At 60.2% G+C, this 15,775-nt stretch carries 15 protein-coding genes, 1 pseudogene and 1 riboswitch; of the genes and pseudogenes, 7 read left to right on the top strand and 9 right to left on the bottom strand.

Translation table 11 applies throughout. From position 1 onward, the window contains the following. Positions 1–86 precede the first annotated feature (86 nt). The 4 genes and pseudogenes from ACY8FN_RS21110 to thiB all read right to left on the bottom strand — a co-directional run. A pseudogene (locus tag ACY8FN_RS21110) lies at positions 87–227 on the bottom strand (thiamine ABC transporter ATP-binding protein); the annotation flags it as partial. 34 nt (positions 228–261) lie between these two features. Continuing rightward, positions 262–972: a thiamine ABC transporter ATP-binding protein gene (gene thiQ, locus ACY8FN_RS21105; protein ID WP_463101110.1), complete on the bottom strand. Its 711-nt coding sequence runs from the start codon at positions 970–972 to the stop codon at positions 262–264. Between the two features lie 81 nt (positions 973–1,053). Beyond that, positions 1,054–2,700, bottom strand: coding sequence for a thiamine/thiamine pyrophosphate ABC transporter permease (gene thiP / locus ACY8FN_RS21100; RefSeq protein ID WP_463101109.1), 1,647 nt, complete (start codon positions 2,698–2,700; stop codon positions 1,054–1,056). Further along, positions 2,676–3,656 carry a thiamine ABC transporter substrate binding subunit gene (gene thiB / locus ACY8FN_RS21095; protein ID WP_463101108.1) on the bottom strand — a complete coding sequence of 327 codons (981 nt, stop codon included), beginning with the start codon at positions 3,654–3,656 and terminating at the stop codon, positions 2,676–2,678. Before thiB ends, thiP begins: the two co-directional genes overlap by 25 nt. A 60-nt stretch (positions 3,657–3,716) precedes the next feature. Further along, positions 3,717–3,807, bottom strand: a riboswitch (TPP riboswitch). A gap of 89 nt (positions 3,808–3,896) precedes the next feature. Here thiB and ACY8FN_RS21090 point away from each other — a divergent pair. Next, complete coding sequence (locus tag ACY8FN_RS21090) at positions 3,897–4,187, top strand: PilZ domain-containing protein (RefSeq protein ID WP_042018611.1); 291 nt, start codon at positions 3,897–3,899, stop codon at positions 4,185–4,187. Positions 4,188–4,246: 59 nt separating this feature from the next. On the opposite strand, the gene ACY8FN_RS21085 is transcribed toward ACY8FN_RS21090, so the two are convergent. The 5 genes from ACY8FN_RS21085 to leuA all read right to left on the bottom strand — a co-directional run bounded on the left by ACY8FN_RS21085 (position 4,247) and on the right by leuA (position 10,192). Next, positions 4,247–5,176 (bottom strand): transglutaminase domain-containing protein, encoded by a 930-nt coding sequence (locus ACY8FN_RS21085; RefSeq protein ID WP_463101206.1) that lies wholly within the window; start codon positions 5,174–5,176, stop codon positions 4,247–4,249. Positions 5,177–5,293: 117 nt separating this feature from the next. Continuing rightward, the gene (leuD, locus tag ACY8FN_RS21080) at positions 5,294–5,893 is read right to left on the bottom strand and encodes a 3-isopropylmalate dehydratase small subunit (protein WP_463101107.1); all 600 of its coding nucleotides are present in this window, start codon (positions 5,891–5,893) and stop codon (positions 5,294–5,296) included. Positions 5,894–5,905: 12 nt separating this feature from the next. Further along, complete coding sequence (gene leuC / locus ACY8FN_RS21075) at positions 5,906–7,303, bottom strand: 3-isopropylmalate dehydratase large subunit (RefSeq protein ID WP_463101106.1); 1,398 nt, start codon at positions 7,301–7,303, stop codon at positions 5,906–5,908. Between the two features lie 48 nt (positions 7,304–7,351). Continuing rightward, the gene (leuB, locus tag ACY8FN_RS21070; protein ID WP_463101105.1) at positions 7,352–8,437 is read right to left on the bottom strand and encodes a 3-isopropylmalate dehydrogenase; all 1,086 of its coding nucleotides are present in this window, start codon (positions 8,435–8,437) and stop codon (positions 7,352–7,354) included. Positions 8,438–8,629: 192 nt separating this feature from the next. Continuing rightward, positions 8,630–10,192 carry a 2-isopropylmalate synthase gene (leuA, locus tag ACY8FN_RS21065; RefSeq protein WP_463101104.1) on the bottom strand — a complete coding sequence of 521 codons (1,563 nt, stop codon included), beginning with the start codon at positions 10,190–10,192 and terminating at the stop codon, positions 8,630–8,632. Positions 10,193–10,600: 408 nt separating this feature from the next. Here leuA and ACY8FN_RS21060 point away from each other — a divergent pair, with 408 nt between their 5' ends. From ACY8FN_RS21060 to ilvN, 6 genes are all read left to right on the top strand, one after another. Further along, a complete protein-coding gene (locus ACY8FN_RS21060) occupies positions 10,601–11,221 on the top strand; it encodes a TetR/AcrR family transcriptional regulator (RefSeq protein WP_463101103.1) in 621 nt (206 codons plus the stop codon). Between the two features lie 125 nt (positions 11,222–11,346). Further along, on the top strand, positions 11,347–11,850 hold the full coding sequence (locus ACY8FN_RS21055; protein ID WP_463101102.1) for a phosphatase PAP2 family protein: 504 nt from the start codon (positions 11,347–11,349) through the stop codon (positions 11,848–11,850). Next, positions 11,847–12,956, top strand: a complete 1,110-nt coding sequence (locus tag ACY8FN_RS21050; protein ID WP_463101101.1) for an MJ1255/VC2487 family glycosyltransferase — start codon at positions 11,847–11,849, stop codon at positions 12,954–12,956. The genes ACY8FN_RS21055 and ACY8FN_RS21050 overlap by 4 nt, the downstream gene beginning before the upstream one ends. A 37-nt stretch (positions 12,957–12,993) precedes the next feature. Continuing rightward, entirely contained in the window at positions 12,994–13,146 is a 153-nt protein-coding gene (locus tag ACY8FN_RS21045; RefSeq protein WP_098972262.1) for a hypothetical protein, read from the top strand. Positions 13,147–13,537: 391 nt separating this feature from the next. Continuing rightward, positions 13,538–15,256, top strand: a complete 1,719-nt coding sequence (locus ACY8FN_RS21040; protein ID WP_139717419.1) for an acetolactate synthase 3 large subunit — start codon at positions 13,538–13,540, stop codon at positions 15,254–15,256. Next, on the top strand, positions 15,256–15,750 hold the full coding sequence (gene ilvN / locus ACY8FN_RS21035) for an acetolactate synthase small subunit (RefSeq protein ID WP_005311605.1): 495 nt from the start codon (positions 15,256–15,258) through the stop codon (positions 15,748–15,750). Before ACY8FN_RS21040 ends, ilvN begins: the two co-directional genes overlap by 1 nt. The last annotated feature ends 25 nt before the right edge of the window (positions 15,751–15,775 follow it).

The following is a 15,775-nucleotide window of genomic DNA, read 5'->3' as shown; positions in this document are numbered from 1 at the left end:
AAAAAAGCCAATAAAAACAATGCCAGTCAGGCTTAACTGACTGGCATTAGGCCAATCGGCCTCCCTTTTTTGATGCAAGTGTTCAGTTATGAGATATGTGCACGACCCAGGTAGCGCAACAACCCGGGATGATTGCTGTTTTGCAGGATGTCGGGTTTGCCTTGCAGGGCGATGTGTCCCTCATCGACGAACAGCACCTGATCGGCGATGAGCTGGGCATCTTCCGGCATGATAGGGGAAGACCATCAGCTTGTTGGCCATTCACTGTGGTGCTAGAGCACGACCCAGGTAGCGCAACAATCCGGGGTGATTGCTGTTTTGCAGAATGTCAGGTTTGCCTTGCAGGGCGATGCGCCCCTCATCGACGAACAGCACCAGATCGGCGATGAGCTGTGCATCTTCCGGGTTATGGGAAACCATCAACACGGTAATGCCCTGCTCGCAGGCGAGGCGAGCCACTTCGGCCAGCATTTCCCGGCGCAGGGCCGGATCGAGGGCCGAGAAGGGCTCATCCAGCAACAGCAATGGCTTGCCCCGCACCAGCGCGCGGGCCAGCCCGACTCGCTGCTGCTGGCCGCCGGAGAGCTGCTCTGGCAGGCGGTTTAGCATCTCGCCAAGACCAACCCGCCCGGCCGCATCGATCACCTGTGCCCGCTGAGCGGCACTGAGGCGCAGGCCCGGGTGCAAGCCGATGGCGATATTGTCGAACACCGACAGATGGAGGAACAGGTTGTGATCCTGAAACAGGGTGGTGACCGGTCGCTCGGCGGGGCCCAGCGGCAGCAGATCTTCGCCAGCGAAACTGAGGCGCCCTGACTCCACCGGCACGAAGCCGGCGATCATCCCGAGCAGGGTCGACTTGCCTGCGCCACTTGGGCCGATCAGCGCGGTGATCTCCCCCTTGGGTAGGGTCGCACTGAAGCTGACGCGCCAGTCAGGGTAGCTGGTCACCAGTTCATCAATATTCAGCATCTTTTCCTCCTCAAAGGGTCTGTTCCACCAGCCAGAACAGCCGCAGAAACGCTAGCGCAGGGACACAAGGCTTTTTGTAGCTCAATGATGCTCGCCATTCTCTCCTCCAAGCCCCCGTTCCACCAGCCAGAACAGGGAGAAACAGAGCATGAGCAGCAGCAGGGCGGTGGCGGCCGCCTCGGTCAGCCGGTAACTGCCGAGCTGTTGGTAGAGCAGCCAGGGCAGAGTGGTGAGCTCCTGACTGCCAAACATGGCGATAGCGCCGAGATCCCCCAGCGAGAGGATCATCGACAGCGCCATCGCCAGTGCCAGCGGGCGGCGCAGCAGCGGCCACTCCACCAGTCGCAAGCGATGCAGACCGCGCACCCCCAGACTGTCGGCCAGTCGATCATATTGGCGAACCACCAGTTGCATGGGGGCAGAGAGGGTGCGCAGCACATAGGGCAGCGCCATCAGGGCGTTGACCAGCACCACCAGCCAGGGACCGAGGGCAAAGACATCGGTGAATGGCATAAACAGGATAAAGAGACCGGTGGAGAGCACCACCGCCGGGATCATCAGGATCACCGACCCGCTGGCCTCCCACATGGCCGCAGCTCGCCGTTGACGAGTGCGTACCTTGAGGTGGCGACTGGTGAGCAGCAGGCCGCTGCCGAGCAGAGTCGCAAGGGTGCCTGCCGCCAGCGCAATCAGCAGAGACTGGCCGCTCGCCTGCCACAGCTTGCTTGAGCTGAGCGCTGTCAGCAGGCCGGGGTGAAGACCGGCTACCACTATGGCCAGCAGGGGCGGCAGGAAGATGGCTAGCCCGATGCCGAGCGAGAGCAGATCCACCACGGCCGTACCCGGCTGATGGCGATCCGGCCGCAGACAGGGGCGACGGGGCGTCACCCTACTGGCTGGGGTGCTCTGTAGCTTGTGCTGCAGGGCGAGCAGGGCGGCGGTCAGGATCAGCTGTACCAGTGCCAGTCCGCCAGCAGTGGCGAGATCGAAGTCAAAGCGCAGCGCCTGATAGACCGCCACCTCCAGCGTGGTGGATTTCGGCCCGCCTCCCAGCGCCAGCACGGTAGTGAAGCTGGTGAAACAGAGCATGAAGATGAGGCTGGCCAGTCCCGGCAATATGCCGCGAATAAGCGGCCACTCCAGCAGCCGGAAGATGTGGGACGAGCGCATGCCGAGCTGGCTGGCAAGGCGCCAGCTCGATTCGGGAATGCTCTCTATGCTCTGCAGCATCAGGCGGGCCGCCAGCGGCATGTTGAAGAAGACGTGGGCCAGCAGGATGCCGAACAGGCCGTAAAGATAGTTGCCGGGATCCAGCCCCAGTGATCGCAGTAGCTGCGGCAGCCACCCCTGTTTGCCGTGAACCGCCACGATACCGAAGATGGCGATAATGACCGGCAGTACCAGCGAGAGGCCAAACAGCTTGATGAGCAGGGTGCGGCCAGTGAAGCGTCGCCGTGCCAGCGCGCGGGCTACCGGAATGGCCAGCCCGAGACTGAGCAGGGTGGAGAGCAGCGCCTGCCCCAGACTGAAGCCCAGCACATGACGCAGATAAGGGTCTGCGAGCAGGGTGCGTGGCGCCAACGAACCGGCCTGCCACAACAGGGCCGCGAGCGGCCCGAGGGACAACAACAGGATCAACAGGGTGGCTGCACTGCCCGGCAGCCACCAGAGGGGACGAGTCTGTAGTTTCAGGGCGTTACGGCTCACTGGGTGACGGCTTGCAGCCACTCGCGGATCCACCCTTTGCGATTGGCGGCCACCTCATCGGCGCTGAAGGCCAGCGGTTTGCTGACGGTGATCATCTGCTCGAAGCCCTTGGGCAGTTGGGTGTCGATCACCGGATACATCCAGTTGCCGGTAGGGATCTCGTTCTGGAAGGCGGGGCTCACCATAAATTGCAGGAACTGATCGGCCAGCTTGCCCTGAGTGGCACTGTTCAGCTTGGCGGCCACTTCTACCTGACGGTAGTGACCCTCTGAGAAGGCGGCAGCCTGATACTGGGGCTTGTTCTCGCCAATCAGGTGGTAAGCGGGGGAGGTGGTGTAGGAGAGCACCATGTCCGCCTCGCCATCGAGGAACATGCCATAGGCCTCTGACCACCCCTTGGTGACAGTGACCGTTTTCTTGGCAAGCTCGGCCCAGGCGGCGGGCGCCTTGTCGCCATAAACGGACTTCATCCACAGCATCAGCCCCTGCCCCGGGGTGGAGGTGCGGGGATCCTGATAGATCACCTTGAGGTCGGGCCACTCCACCAGCTCTTTCAGGCTCTTGGGGGGCTGCTTGAGCTTCTCCTTGTCATAAACAAAGGCGAAGTAGCCGTAGTCGTAGGGGACGAAGGTCTTATCCTGCCAGCCACCCGGCACCTTGATGCCGTCGAGCTTGGCGGGATGGGGGGCGAACAGGCCGCTCTGCTTGGCTTCGCTAATGAGAGCATCATCGAGCCCCAGCACCAGATCGGCCTTGCTGTGTTTGCCCTCCAGCCGCAGCCGGTTGAGGATGGCCACGCCATCTTCGAGGGAAACCAGATTGAGGGTGCAGCCGCACTCTTTCTCGAAGGCTTGCTTGATCTTGGGGCCCGGGCCCCACTCGGCAGTGAAGGAGCTGTAGGTGTAGACGGTGAGGGTGTCGGCGGCGAACGCATTGGCCGACAGCAGGCCGGTGGTGACCAGCAGCAGGGTTTTCATTGGTGGCACTCCCTATTACTTGTTAATAATGAGGTGCCAGCGGGTGAGGGCGCAAAAAATGAGCGCCATGCCTCAAATTCCTCCGCCAGCATTATCTGGATCAGGTTCACGGGTATAATCTCAGCGGTAAACCGCACCCCGTTTGAGAAACGAACCGCATTGTATTAACGTTCTTTTGGGTAGACCAGCACAATTGTGCAATACCCCTGAGATGACGCCCACCAAACAGAGGATGTTCGCGTGCTTACCAACACCAAGGAAAGGCGTGCCTTTGCACGCATGGTTATCAATGCTCCGGTCACTGTCTATCAGCAACAGCAGGTGCTGGAGGGGGTCTGTCGGGATCTCAGTGCCAACGGCATGGGGATTGCGGTATCTGAACACCAGCTCGACATCAATCTGCCGATCCGGGTTAGCCTGGCCACGCACAACAACCTGCTGCCCCCTTTCGAGGCGCAAGCCCGCATCATTCGGGTACTGGATGAGGATGATGGCTTGCTGTTGGCGATAGAGTTTTTACCCGTGGCTTGAGCTAGCGATCTAATCAATCGGTCGTCATGGGTCACAGTGTGAGCCTGAGATAGACAGGCTCACTTGTTGGCTTTAACCGGTTGCACACTGATTTGTTTACTATCGACCAGCGTTTTGCTGGTCGATGCTATTTGGCCGGCTGGCAAGGTGGCGGGGCCTGTGGGCTCGAGCAGCAGATAGGATTGCCCTTGCCAGCTGATGGTGGCATCCCCCGGTTTGGCGGGCAGATCAACGGCTAGCAGGGCATGGCCGGGGACGAATACCATGGCCTGTTTCAGCTCGGGAAAGAGTTGCGCCAGCATGGCGGCCATCAGGGCCACCTTGCTGTCGCAATCGCCCCGATTCTGCTCCAGCACCTGGCGAGGCGCGAGAAACCCCTTGCCCTGCCGTCCATTGAGATTATCCAACTGCTGGTAGGGGATGCTCTGGATAAAGGTGAGCATATGGGCCACGGTTTTCTGGCGCGCTTCCGTCTCGGTGCTGCCCTGCTGTTTGAGTTGACCCGCCAGCGGTGCCAAGGTGCTGCGGCTCTCCAGCGCAATGCGCGGATGATCTTGCTTGACCGCAAGTTGTCCGTCAGGGGCTGTGAAGTACTGGAAGTAGTGCTCGGTCAGCCACGCCAGCTCCTCTTTGCTGCGCTGTGATTCCAGCCAGGCCATCGCTTCACGCGCTTTATCCTGATTGCGACTTTTCAGATGCAGCTCCAGCGTGGGGCGGGTGAGGGTGAACTGCACATCGGGGTAGTTCTGGCGCACCTCCCGCAGCAATACCTGCAACACCTCCTCCTGCATTCTGGCCGGGCGATAGGCGATAAGGGGCGGCAGCTTGCTCTGTTCCAGCCGGTAGGTGAGCTGCTGGGGCTTGCCTTCGCTATCCCGCCAGCCGACGTTGATCTGACCGAGGCTGTTGTTGAAGCTGGTTTGGCTGGCGCCCGCAGGCAGGGTTAGCAGCAGGGCACAGAGTAGAGGGATTGCCGTCGGTCTCTTCATCATCCTTTCCTGTGGCACGGGCCAGTTCCGGTGGCCCAAAGTGGGAAGCGTAGCGGACAGTAAAACAGGGAGCCGAAGCTCCCTGTTGATTCTACTCGTTTTTTTGCAACTGGCGCGTTAAATCCAGCTTGGCTGCTTCGCCTCAAAGGCGCTGATGGCGGCTTTGTGTTGCAGGGTCAGGCCGATGGCATCCAGCCCGTTGAGCAGGCAGTAACGGCGGAACTCGTCGATCTCGAAACCGAAGCTGAGCTCACCGGCACGCACCTGATTGGCTTTCAGATCCACTTCAATTTCGATGCCCGGCTTGGTAGCGACCAGCTGGAACAGGGCGTCGACCTCCTCCTCCTTCAGGCGTACCGGCACCATGCCGTTGTTGATGGCGTTGCCGTAGAAAATGTCGGCAAAGCTCGGGGCAATGATGGTCTTGAAGCCGTAGTCGGCCAGCGCCCAGGGGGCGTGCTCGCGGCTCGAACCACAGCCGAAGTTCTCGCGGGCCAGCAGGATGCTGGCTCCGGCGAATTGCGGTTGGTTGAGCACAAACTCGGGGTTGGGCTGCTGTCCAGCATCGTCAAGAAAGCGCCAGTCGTGGAACAGGTGTTTGCCAAAACCGATGCGGTTGACCTTCTGCAAAAACTGCTTGGGAATGATGGCGTCGGTGTCGACGTTGGCGCTGTCGAGGGGGGCGACGATCCCTTTGTGTTGCTTGAATCCTGTCATCGTAATGTCCTCTTACAGTGCGCGAATGTCGGCGAAGCGGCCGGTGACGGCGGCAGCGGCGGCCATGGCCGGGCTCACCAGATGGGTGCGGCCGGCGCGGCCCTGACGCCCTTCGAAGTTGCGGTTGCTGGTGGAGGCGCAGCGCTCCCCCGGTTGCAGCCGGTCGTTGTTCATCGCCAGACACATGGAGCAGCCGGGCAGGCGCCACTCAAAGCCGGCCTCGATGAAGATCTTGTCCAGCCCCTCGGCTTCGGCCTGCGCCTTAACCTGCTCGGAGCCCGGCACCACCAGCGCCTGCACGCCAGCTGCCACCTTGCGACCGCGGGCGATGGCGGCGGCGGCGCGCAGATCCTCGATGCGGCTGTTGGTGCACGACCCGATAAACACCTTGTCGATGGCGACATCGGAGAGCTTCTGGCCCGGCTGCAGATCCATGTAGGCGAGCGCCTTGCGGGCGGACTGCTGCTCCATCAGATCGCTGAAGGATTCCGGTGCCGGAATCGGTTCATTGACGGCAATCACCTGACCCGGGTTGGTGCCCCAGGTGACCTGCGGGGCGATATCGGCGGCGTCGAGCACTACTTCGGCATCGAAGCGGGCACCTTCGTCGCTCTTGAGGCTCTGCCAGTAGGCGATGGCCTGCTCCAGTGCCTCGCCCTTGGGGGCAAACTCCTTGCCACGGATGTAGTCGATGGTGGTCTGGTCGGGGGCAATCATCCCCGCCTTGGCACCCAGTTCGATGGCCATGTTGCACACCGTCATCCGCCCTTCCATGGAGAGGCTCGCAATGGCCTCGCCAGCGAACTCCACCACGTAGCCGGTACCACCGGCATGGCCGACCCGACCTATGATGGCCAGCACCACGTCCTTGGCGCTGATGCCTTCGGCCAGCTTGCCGTTGACCGAAATCCGCATGGTGTTGGCGCGGCCCTGTTTCAGGGTCTGGGTGGCCATCACATGTTCCACTTCCGAGGTGCCGATGCCGAACGCCAGCGAGCCGAAGGCGCCATGGGTGGCGGTGTGGGAGTCGCCGCAGACGATGGTGGTGCCGGGCAGGGTAATGCCGAGCTCGGGGCCCATCACATGGACGATCCCCTGATATTTGTGGTTGAGATCGTAGAGGCGAACCCCGAACTCTTTGCAGTTGTCGGCCAGCGTCTCCATCTGGATGCGGGCCATCTCGCCGGAGGCGGCGATGTCCTTGCTGGTGGTGGAGACGTTGTGATCCATGGTGGCCCAGGTCAGATCCGGGCGGCGCAGCTGGCGGTTCATGGCGCGCAGGCCGTCGAATGCCTGCGGGCTGGTTACTTCATGCACCAGATGGCGGTCGATGTAGATGAGGGGCGTTTCCCCTGCCACTTCCCGTACCACATGGGCGTCGAATACTTTCTGATAAAGGGTCTTGGCCATTGCTTCTCTCTTCCTTGTTATGTGGCTCAGAGTTATCTGTTATGCGGCTCAGATCCGGGCTGCGATCTGGCTGCCCATCTCGGACGTGCTCTGCACCGGATGGCGGGCACTGGCCTGATGCAGGTCGGCGGTGAAGTAACCCTCGGCCAGGCTCTGGGCTACGGCTTGCTCGATGGCCTGGGCGGCAGCTTCCTGACCCAGGCTGTAACGCAGCATCAGGGCGGCGGAGAGGATCTGGGCGATGGGGTTGGCAATCCCTTTGCCAGCAATATCGGGGGCCGAGCCACCGGCCGGTTCGAACAGACCGAAACCCGATTCGTTGAGGCTGGCGGAGGGGAGCAGCCCCATGGAGCCGGTGATCATGGCGCACTCGTCGGAAAGAATGTCACCAAACAGGTTGGAGCAGAGCAGCACGTCGAACTGGGACGGATCCTTGATGAGCTGCATGGTGGCGTTGTCGATGTACATGTGGTTCAGTGCCACGTCCGGGTAGGATTTGGCAACCTGAGTCACCACCTCGCGCCACAGAATGGAGGAGGCGAGCACGTTGGCCTTGTCGATCGAGGTGACCTTGGCTTTGCGTACCCGGGCCGACTCAAAGGCAATCTTGGCGATGCGCTCGATCTCGAAGCGATGGTACACCTCGGTGTCGAACGCCTTCTCGTTCGCCCCTTCGCCCTCTCGCCCCTTGGGCTGGCCGAAGTAGATGCCGCCGGTCAGCTCGCGCACGCAGGCGATGTCAAAACCGCGATCGGAGATGTCGGCGCGCAGTGGGGAGAACTGCTCCAGACCGGTGTAGATGCGGGCCGGACGCAGGTTGCAGAATAGCTTGAAGTGGGCGCGCAGGGGCAGCAGGGCGCCGCGCTCCGGCTGGTCGTTCGGTGGCAGATGCTCCCATTTCGGGCCGCCGACCGAGCCAAACAGCACGGCGTCGGCCGCTTCGCAGCCTGCGATGGTGCTTTGTGGCAGCGGGGTGCCGTGGTTGTCGATGGCGATGCCGCCTACGTCGTGGCGATCATATTCGAAGGCGAAGCCGAACTTGGCCTGCACCTTTTCCAGTACCTTGACGGCTTCGGCCATCACTTCCGGGCCAATGCCGTCACCCGGCAATACTGCGATCCGATAACTGCTCATACACTCTCCATCCTGATATTGTCTTTGAGATCCCTCTGGCCGCTTTCCCCGACGCTGCGCGCGGTTGCCGGTTCAGACGCTCCCCGTCCTGATGTTGTCATTCCATGCCGTCTGTGTGGCTCCGGGCCCTGCTCAGACGGTTTCCGATTTGATGCTGTCATTCCATTCCATCTGTTTGGTTCCGAGTCCTGTTCAGACGGTTTCTGATTTGATGCTGTTATTGCGTTCCATCTGCTCGGCCACCTGATCGGCGCGCCAGATGCTGTTGATCACATGGAGCAGGGCATGGGCCGAGGATTCGATGATGTCGGTGGCCAGCCCCATGCCGTGGAATTTGCGGCCTTTGTATTCGGCGACAATATCGACCTGACCGAGGGCATCTTCCCCCTCCCCCTTGGCTTTGAGGGCGTACTTGTCGATGCGGATCTGGTAGCCGGTAATGCGGTTGATGCACTGGTAGACCGCATCCACCGGGCCGTTGCCGGTGGCCGCTTCACACACCAGATCTTGCCCCACCTTCAATTTGACCGAGGCGGTGGCCAGTACCGAGCTGCCGCTCTGCACCCCGAGGTATTCGAGCTTGAAGTGCTCCGGCTCTTCGTGGATCTGGCTGAAGAAAGCCAGTGCTTCGAGGTCGTAGTCGAATACCTGTCCTTTTTTGTCGGCCAGGGTCAGGAACTTGCCGTAGAGGTGGTCGAGGTCGTAGCTACTCTCGGCATAACCCATGGACTCCATCCGGTGCTTGATGACGTGGCGGCCGGAGCGGGAGGTCATGTTGAGGTTGTTCTGGGTCAGGCCAATGCTCTCGGGGGTGATGATTTCGTAGGTATTTTTCGCCTTCAATACCCCATCCTGATGGATGCCGGAGCTGTGGGAGAAGGCGTTGGCCCCGACGATCGCCTTGTTGGGCTGCACCGGCATGTTGCAGAGCTGGCTCACCAGCGTGCTGGTACGATGAATTTCGTTGTGGCGGATGTTGGTATGCAGCCCGAGCAGATCGGCGCGGGTCTTCAGGATCATCGCCACCTCTTCCAGCGAGCAGTTACCCGCCCGTTCGCCGATACCGTTGATGGTGCATTCGATCTGGCGGGCCCCCATCTGCACGGCGCCGATGGAGTTGGCGACCGAGAGCCCCAGATCGTCGTGGCAGTGCACCGAAATGATGGCCTTGTCGATGTTGGGCACCCGATTGAACAGGGTGTGGATGATGCCGGAGAACTCGGTCGGCACCGTGTAGCCCACGGTATCCGGGATATTGATGGTGCGGGCGCCCGCCTTGATGGCGGCCTCGACCATGCGGCAGAGATTATCAATCGGCGTGCGGCCCGCATCCTCGCAGGAGAACTCCACATCGTCGGTGTAGCGCAGGGCGTGCTTGATGGCGCTGGTGCCCATCTCCAGTACATCCTCGAAGCTCTTTTTCAGCTTGCTCTCTACATGGATGGAGGAGGTGGAGATAAAGGTGTGGATACGAAAGGCGTCGGCGACCCGCAAAGCTTCACCGGCGGCATCGATATCCTTGGGCAGGGCGCGGGCGAGGGCGCAGACCCGGCTGTGCTTGATGTGGCGGGCGATGGTCTGCACCGATTGAAAATCCCCGGGAGAGGAGACCGGGAAGCCCACTTCCATGACATCGACACCGAGCCGCTCGAGTGCCAGTGCGATCTGCAGCTTCTCCTTGACTGTCAAACTGGCCGCCAGGGCCTGCTCACCATCGCGCAAGGTGGTGTCGAATATGATGACCCTATCTGACATGTGACTTCCCTCTTCCTAAGTTCGGTAACGTGCATCCTGCTGCGGCATAAAAAAACCCGTGCAGGGTGCACGGGTTTTTGTAAATTCCGGCTATGCCTTAGCCCGGCTACAAGGATCCCGCGCGAGTTAACGCGATTAGGGAAAGTAGTAGTAGCGGGGTGGCGATATGCATGACGTTGTTATTCCTTCCAGTCGATAACGCTTTTACCAATATCGAGATTTTTATGCTGTGTCAACCTGGATTGTCAGGAGCAATCTGCTGAGATATTTAATCGGATTGTAAAGGACTGCAAATTTCCTTGTCCCATATTCGGCCTATGACCGATTATCTGGTCATTCCTGCTGTGCTCGATTATTTGCACAACCAGATCGACTTATCAGCATTGACTGCATTATCTGAGGTGTTTCATGGAAAAACGTAGACCTGGTCGTCCGGTCGGACGTTCTGACATTCGTGACAAGTTGCTTGCTGCTGCCCGTGAGCGTTTTCTCAATACTCCCTATAGCAAGGTGACTACCCGCGAAATAGCGGAGCTGGCTGGCTCGAATCTGGCCATGATCCACTACTACTTCGGCAGTAAAGAGGGTCTTTACAAAGCTGTGCTGGGCGATGTGGCCGAGCCGCTTGATCACGCCTGGCAAGATGAGCAGAGCAATCACAGCATCAATGAGATGCTCAATACTTACTATCAGGTGATGGCGCCCAACAGCGAGCTGACTTCCGCTATCTCCAGTGCATTGTCTAGTGAGAAGAGTCCTGGTCGGGATTTTGTGCTGAATCGCCTGCTGGAACGTCAGCTACCGCAGTTCGACGCCCTGCTGGAAACCATGAAGTCCAACGGCGAGCTGGCTCATAACCTGGATCCCGAGATGCTGAAGATCTCCTTCCTCAGCATGATGTGGCAGCCGTTCGTGATGAAAGATCTCTACGAGCAGGTGTTCGGCCTCAAGGTTGATGAGAATTTCATGACCCGTCTGGCGGATCACAACTGCCGTATGATGGAGACCGGTCTGCGCGGCAGCCACTGATCCCGCTGTTAGTCGAGATTAAAAAGGGCCATTCGGCCCTTTTTTCATAAATCTGTTATCCCCCGTTCAACGGAACGTCATCCCTCGGCTGCATGCTGCCAAGAGATTTCAGGGACGGAGGGGTTATGAACAAGATCCAGCAATGGGATCAGCAGGTATGCAGGGTTTGCCTGCTTCACGCCTACAACCGGCCGCAGGCGAGGATTAGCCGCCTTGTCTCCCGTACAGGTGATGGCCCGCTCTATGCCGTGCTAGCCGCCCTGCTCTGGTGGCAGGGGCAGGCAGAGCGGGAACTGGTGCAGTTGGCTCTGCTCGCCTTTGCCATTGAGTTACCCCTCTATCTGCTGCTGAAAAACAGCCTGAAACGGCAACGGCCAGTCGGTTTGCCGGTCTTTATCACCCCCTCCGATCGTTACAGTCTCCCCTCCGGCCACACCGCCGCCGCTTTTCTGATGGCCACCATACTGGCCAGCGGCTTTCCGCTCTGGGCGCCGCTGCTGTTTGGTTGGGCGGCGTTGGTGGGGGCATCGCGGCTGCTGCTCGGGGTCCACTACCTGAGCGATCTGGTGGCGGGGGCCCTGCTGGGTGGCGGCTGCGCCGTGTTGGCGCTCGGTTGGAGCCATCCATGAGGATACTGTTTGGGGTGCAAGGCACCGGCAACGGCCATATCAGCCGTAGTCGCACCCTGGCACGGGCGCTACGCACGGCCGGAGTCGAGGTGGACTATCTCTTCAGCGGCCGCCCTGCCGACCGCTATTTCGACATGGAGGAGTTCGGCGCCTACCGCACTTTTGCCGGGCTCACTTTTGTCAGCCACGAGGGGCGGGTCTCGCCGTGGCGTACCCTGCAGGCCGCCTCGCCGCTCACCTTCTGGCGGGATCTGCGGGCCCTCGACTGCAGCGAATACGATCTGGTGGTGAGCGATTTTGAGCCGTTGACCGCCCACTCCGCCCGCCGTTATGGCAAGCCGAGTCTTACCATCAGCCATCAAGCCAGTTTCAATTGGCCGATCCCGCGCTGGGGGGAGGATGGTGTCAGCCGTCAGCTGATGCGCCACTTTGCCCCGGTGGATCAGCCACTCGGGCTGCACTGGTTTCACTTCGGCCACCCCTTGTTGCCGCCGGTGATCGACCCCATCGCACTTGCGCCGGATAACGGCGAGATCCTGGTCTATCTGCCGTTCGAGCAGACCGAGGCGATCGCCGCCCTGTTGTCGCGCTTTGGTCAGCAGCGCTTCGTCTGTTTTCACCCCGCCATCCGCTCCCCCAGCCAGTGGCGCAACCTGCGCTTCGAGCCCCCGTCGCGGCAGGGGTTTATCGCCGTGTTGGCCGGTTGTCGCGGCGTCATCTCCAACGCGGGCTTTGAGCTCGCCTCCGAGGCACTCACCCTCGGCAAGAAGCTACTGGTCAAACCCCTTGGCGGGCAGTTTGAGCAACTGACCAACGGCAAGACCCTCGAGATGATGGGGCTGGCGACCCTGATGGACTGCCTTGATGCCAATCTGGTGCGCGGCTGGCTCGACAGCCCTGCGCCGGGGGCGATCAGCTACCCCGATGTGGCAGGGGAGCTGGCCCGCTGGCTGGCGGCCGGTGCCGATGAGAGCGTGGCGTCGCTGTCACGTCGGCTCTGGGCCCGCACCCTATTTCCGGAAGAGGTGAGTGATCGTTTGAGCGAGCTGGATGGCGGGGACTGTTTATCCAGTTGCTGGTTATCGCAAGTGAGCGTTGTTGACTAGACTGAAAGGCGATCCCACCAAGGAGAGGACGGAACACATGCGCTTTACCAATGAGAATGGCGAAACCATGACGCTGGCAGATAATCTGACCCTGCACGAACTGCTGGATATGGGCGTCAGCATTTCGGTCAGTGAAGAGACAGATCCGGATCAGCAGATCTGGCTGGCTGAGCCGGATCAGGACAACTGAGTCGATCATCCGGCATCAAGCCCACCGCTGACTGGTGGGCTTTTTTGTGGCCGCTGTTCCCCTCGGCGGGATGATTTGCTGGCCATTACCCGACTTGCTTCCCTTTTATCTCATGACTGCGATGCCAACTCTTTGAATGTTAATAGTGGGTTGAAATGTATGACTGTTCTGGTCAGGAAAAGCCGTGGACAACCGTTATGAAGCGGGTTAAGTTGGTTTTTCACCCGATTTTCGGGTGAATGATTGAAAAATCCTTTTTTTCACCGGTCAACGGGGCGGAATTAGCCCGATCTGCATTCAGATAACAACAAGAAACGGGTCGGGTTGTGCCGGGAAGCACTGCGCCGTTGACGGGATTCGCAAAACGGAGCAAAGCCTGGAGGGCTTTATCATGGAGATGTTATCAGGCGCCCAGATGGTGGTTAGAGCGCTGGAAGATCAGGGAGTGGAGCACGTCTTTGGCTACCCTGGTGGCTCGGTGCTCGACATCTATGACGCACTCTTCGAAAACGGCAAGATGGAGCATGTGCTGGTGCGCCACGAGCAAGCCGCGGTTCACATGGCTGACGGCTACGCCCGCTCCACCGGCAAGGTGGGGACTGTGCTGGTGACCTCCGGTCCCGGGGCGACCAACTGCATTACCGGTATTGCCACCGCCTATATGGATTCCATTCCGCTGGTGATCCTCTCCGGCCAGGTGCCGACCACCATGATCGGTGAGGATGCATTCCAGGAGACCGACATGATCGGTATCTCCCGCCCGGTGGTGAAGCACAGCTTCCTGTGCAAGAAGGCGAGCGATATTCCCGAGGCCATCAAGAAGGCCTATTACATTGCCGCCAGCGGCCGCCCGGGGCCTGTGGTGGTGGATCTGCCCAAAGATGTGCAGAACCCGAAAGAGAAATTCCCCTACCAGTATCCCGAGTCGGTGAGCATGCGCTCTTACAACCCGACCAAGTCCGGTCACAAAGGCCAGATCAAGCGGGCTGCCAAGCTGCTGGTGGATGCCCAGCGCCCGGTGATGTACGTGGGCGGTGGTGCCATCAACGCCAATGCGGATCATCTGGTGACCAAGCTGGCGGAGCTGCTGAACCTGCCGGTCACCACCACTCTGATGGGGCTGGGGGCCTTCTCCGGTATTCATCCGCAATTTATCGGCATGCTGGGGATGCACGGTACCTTCGAAGCCAACAAGAGCATGCACAATGCGGATCTGATTTTTGCCGTGGGTGCCCGCTTCGATGACCGTGTCACCAACAACGTGGCCAAGTTCTGCCCCAATGCCACCATAGTGCATATCGATATCGACCCGACATCCATCTCCAAGACGGTGCAGGCTCATGTGCCCATCGTTGGCTCGGTAGAAACCGTGCTGGAACAGATGCTGGAGGTGATCCGCGAGTGTGGCTTTGCTAACGATCATCAGGCAATGACGGATTGGTGGAGCCAGATCAACCAGTGGCGCTCCCGTCACTGCCTCGCCTACGAAAAGTCGGCCACCCAGATCAAGCCGCAGCAGGTGATCGAGACCCTCTACAAGGTGACTCAGGGTCAGGCGTTCGTCGCCTCCGATGTAGGCCAGCACCAGATGTTTGCGGCGCTCTACTACCCCTTTGCCAAACCGCGTCAGTGGATCAACTCTGGCGGCCTCGGCACCATGGGCTTTGGTATTCCTGCCGCCATGGGGGCCCAGTTTGCCAACCCGGATGCCGTGGTCTGCTGCGTCACCGGTGATGGCTCGGTGCAGATGAACATTCAGGAGCTCTCTACCTGCTTACAGTACGGGGTACCCATCAAGATCATCTCCATCAACAACCGAGCGCTGGGCATGGTCAAGCAGTGGCAGAAGATGTTCTACGGCGGTCGTCACAGCCACTCCTACATGGAGTCCCTGCCGGACTTCGTCAAACTGGCGGAAGCCTACGGCCACGTCGGTATCGCGGTGAGCGATCCGGCCGAGCTGGAGAGCGCCATGGAGAAGGCCTTCGCCATGAAGGATCGGCTGGTGTTCATGGATATCTCGGTCGACCCGGATGAGCACGTCTATCCGATGCAGATCAAGTTTGGTGCCATGGATGAGATGTGGCTGAGCAAGACGGAGCGAACCTGATGAGACATATAATATCCGTTCTGCTGGAGAACGAATCCGGCGCCCTGAGCCGTGTGGTGGGCCTCTTCTCCCAGCGCGGCTACAACATCGAGACCCTGACGGTGGCGCCCACCGAGGATCCCACCCTGTCGCGCATGACCATAGTCACCATGGGTGACGAGCGGGTGCTGGAGCAGATCCAGAAGCAACTGCACAAGCTGGTGGATGTGCTCAAGGTGTGTGACTTGAGCGAAGGGGAGCATATCGAGCGGGAGATCGCGCTGGTCAAGGCGCGTGCCGCCGGTGGAGCCCGTGACGAGCTGAAACGGCTGGCGGATATCTTCCGTGGCCAGATTGTCGACGTTACCCCCGAGCAGTACACGGTGCAGTTGGTGGGCACCAGCGAGAAGCTGGATGCCTTTATCAAGACCGCCGCCCAGACTAACGAGATCATCGAAGTGGTGCGCTCCGGGGTCTGCGGCATCTCCCGGGCTGACAAGGCGCTACGCCCTTAAGGTAGGGATACCGCTGCGGCTCGGT

It is taken from the genome of Aeromonas sp. 160P (genome assembly GCF_055193095.1).
Note: the sequence above shows the minus strand (reverse complement) of the source record. Positions and strands in the feature narration are given on the sequence as shown.

What these genes read in the sequence shown, in the direction of transcription:
- thiQ (WP_463101110.1), bottom strand. Translation starts at nt 972, where the DNA reads ATGCTGAATATTGATGAACTGGTGACCAGCTACCCTGACTGGCGCGTC.
- thiB (WP_463101108.1), bottom strand. Translation starts at nt 3,656, where the DNA reads ATGAAAACCCTGCTGCTGGTCACCACCGGCCTGCTGTCGGCCAATGCG.
- ACY8FN_RS21085 (WP_463101206.1), bottom strand. Translation starts at nt 5,176, where the DNA reads ATGAAGAGACCGACGGCAATCCCTCTACTCTGTGCCCTGCTGCTAACC.
- leuD (WP_463101107.1), bottom strand. Translation starts at nt 5,893, where the DNA reads ATGACAGGATTCAAGCAACACAAAGGGATCGTCGCCCCCCTCGACAGC.
- leuC (WP_463101106.1), bottom strand. Translation starts at nt 7,303, where the DNA reads ATGGCCAAGACCCTTTATCAGAAAGTATTCGACGCCCATGTGGTACGG.
- leuB (WP_463101105.1), bottom strand. Translation starts at nt 8,437, where the DNA reads ATGAGCAGTTATCGGATCGCAGTATTGCCGGGTGACGGCATTGGCCCG.
- leuA (WP_463101104.1), bottom strand. Translation starts at nt 10,192, where the DNA reads ATGTCAGATAGGGTCATCATATTCGACACCACCTTGCGCGATGGTGAG.
- ACY8FN_RS21060 (WP_463101103.1), top strand. Translation starts at nt 10,601, where the DNA reads ATGGAAAAACGTAGACCTGGTCGTCCGGTCGGACGTTCTGACATTCGT.
- ACY8FN_RS21055 (WP_463101102.1), top strand. Translation starts at nt 11,347, where the DNA reads ATGAACAAGATCCAGCAATGGGATCAGCAGGTATGCAGGGTTTGCCTG.
- ACY8FN_RS21050 (WP_463101101.1), top strand. Translation starts at nt 11,847, where the DNA reads ATGAGGATACTGTTTGGGGTGCAAGGCACCGGCAACGGCCATATCAGC.
- ACY8FN_RS21045 (WP_098972262.1), top strand. Translation starts at nt 12,994, where the DNA reads ATGCGCTTTACCAATGAGAATGGCGAAACCATGACGCTGGCAGATAAT.
- ACY8FN_RS21040 (WP_139717419.1), top strand. Translation starts at nt 13,538, where the DNA reads ATGGAGATGTTATCAGGCGCCCAGATGGTGGTTAGAGCGCTGGAAGAT.
- ilvN (WP_005311605.1), top strand. Translation starts at nt 15,256, where the DNA reads ATGAGACATATAATATCCGTTCTGCTGGAGAACGAATCCGGCGCCCTG.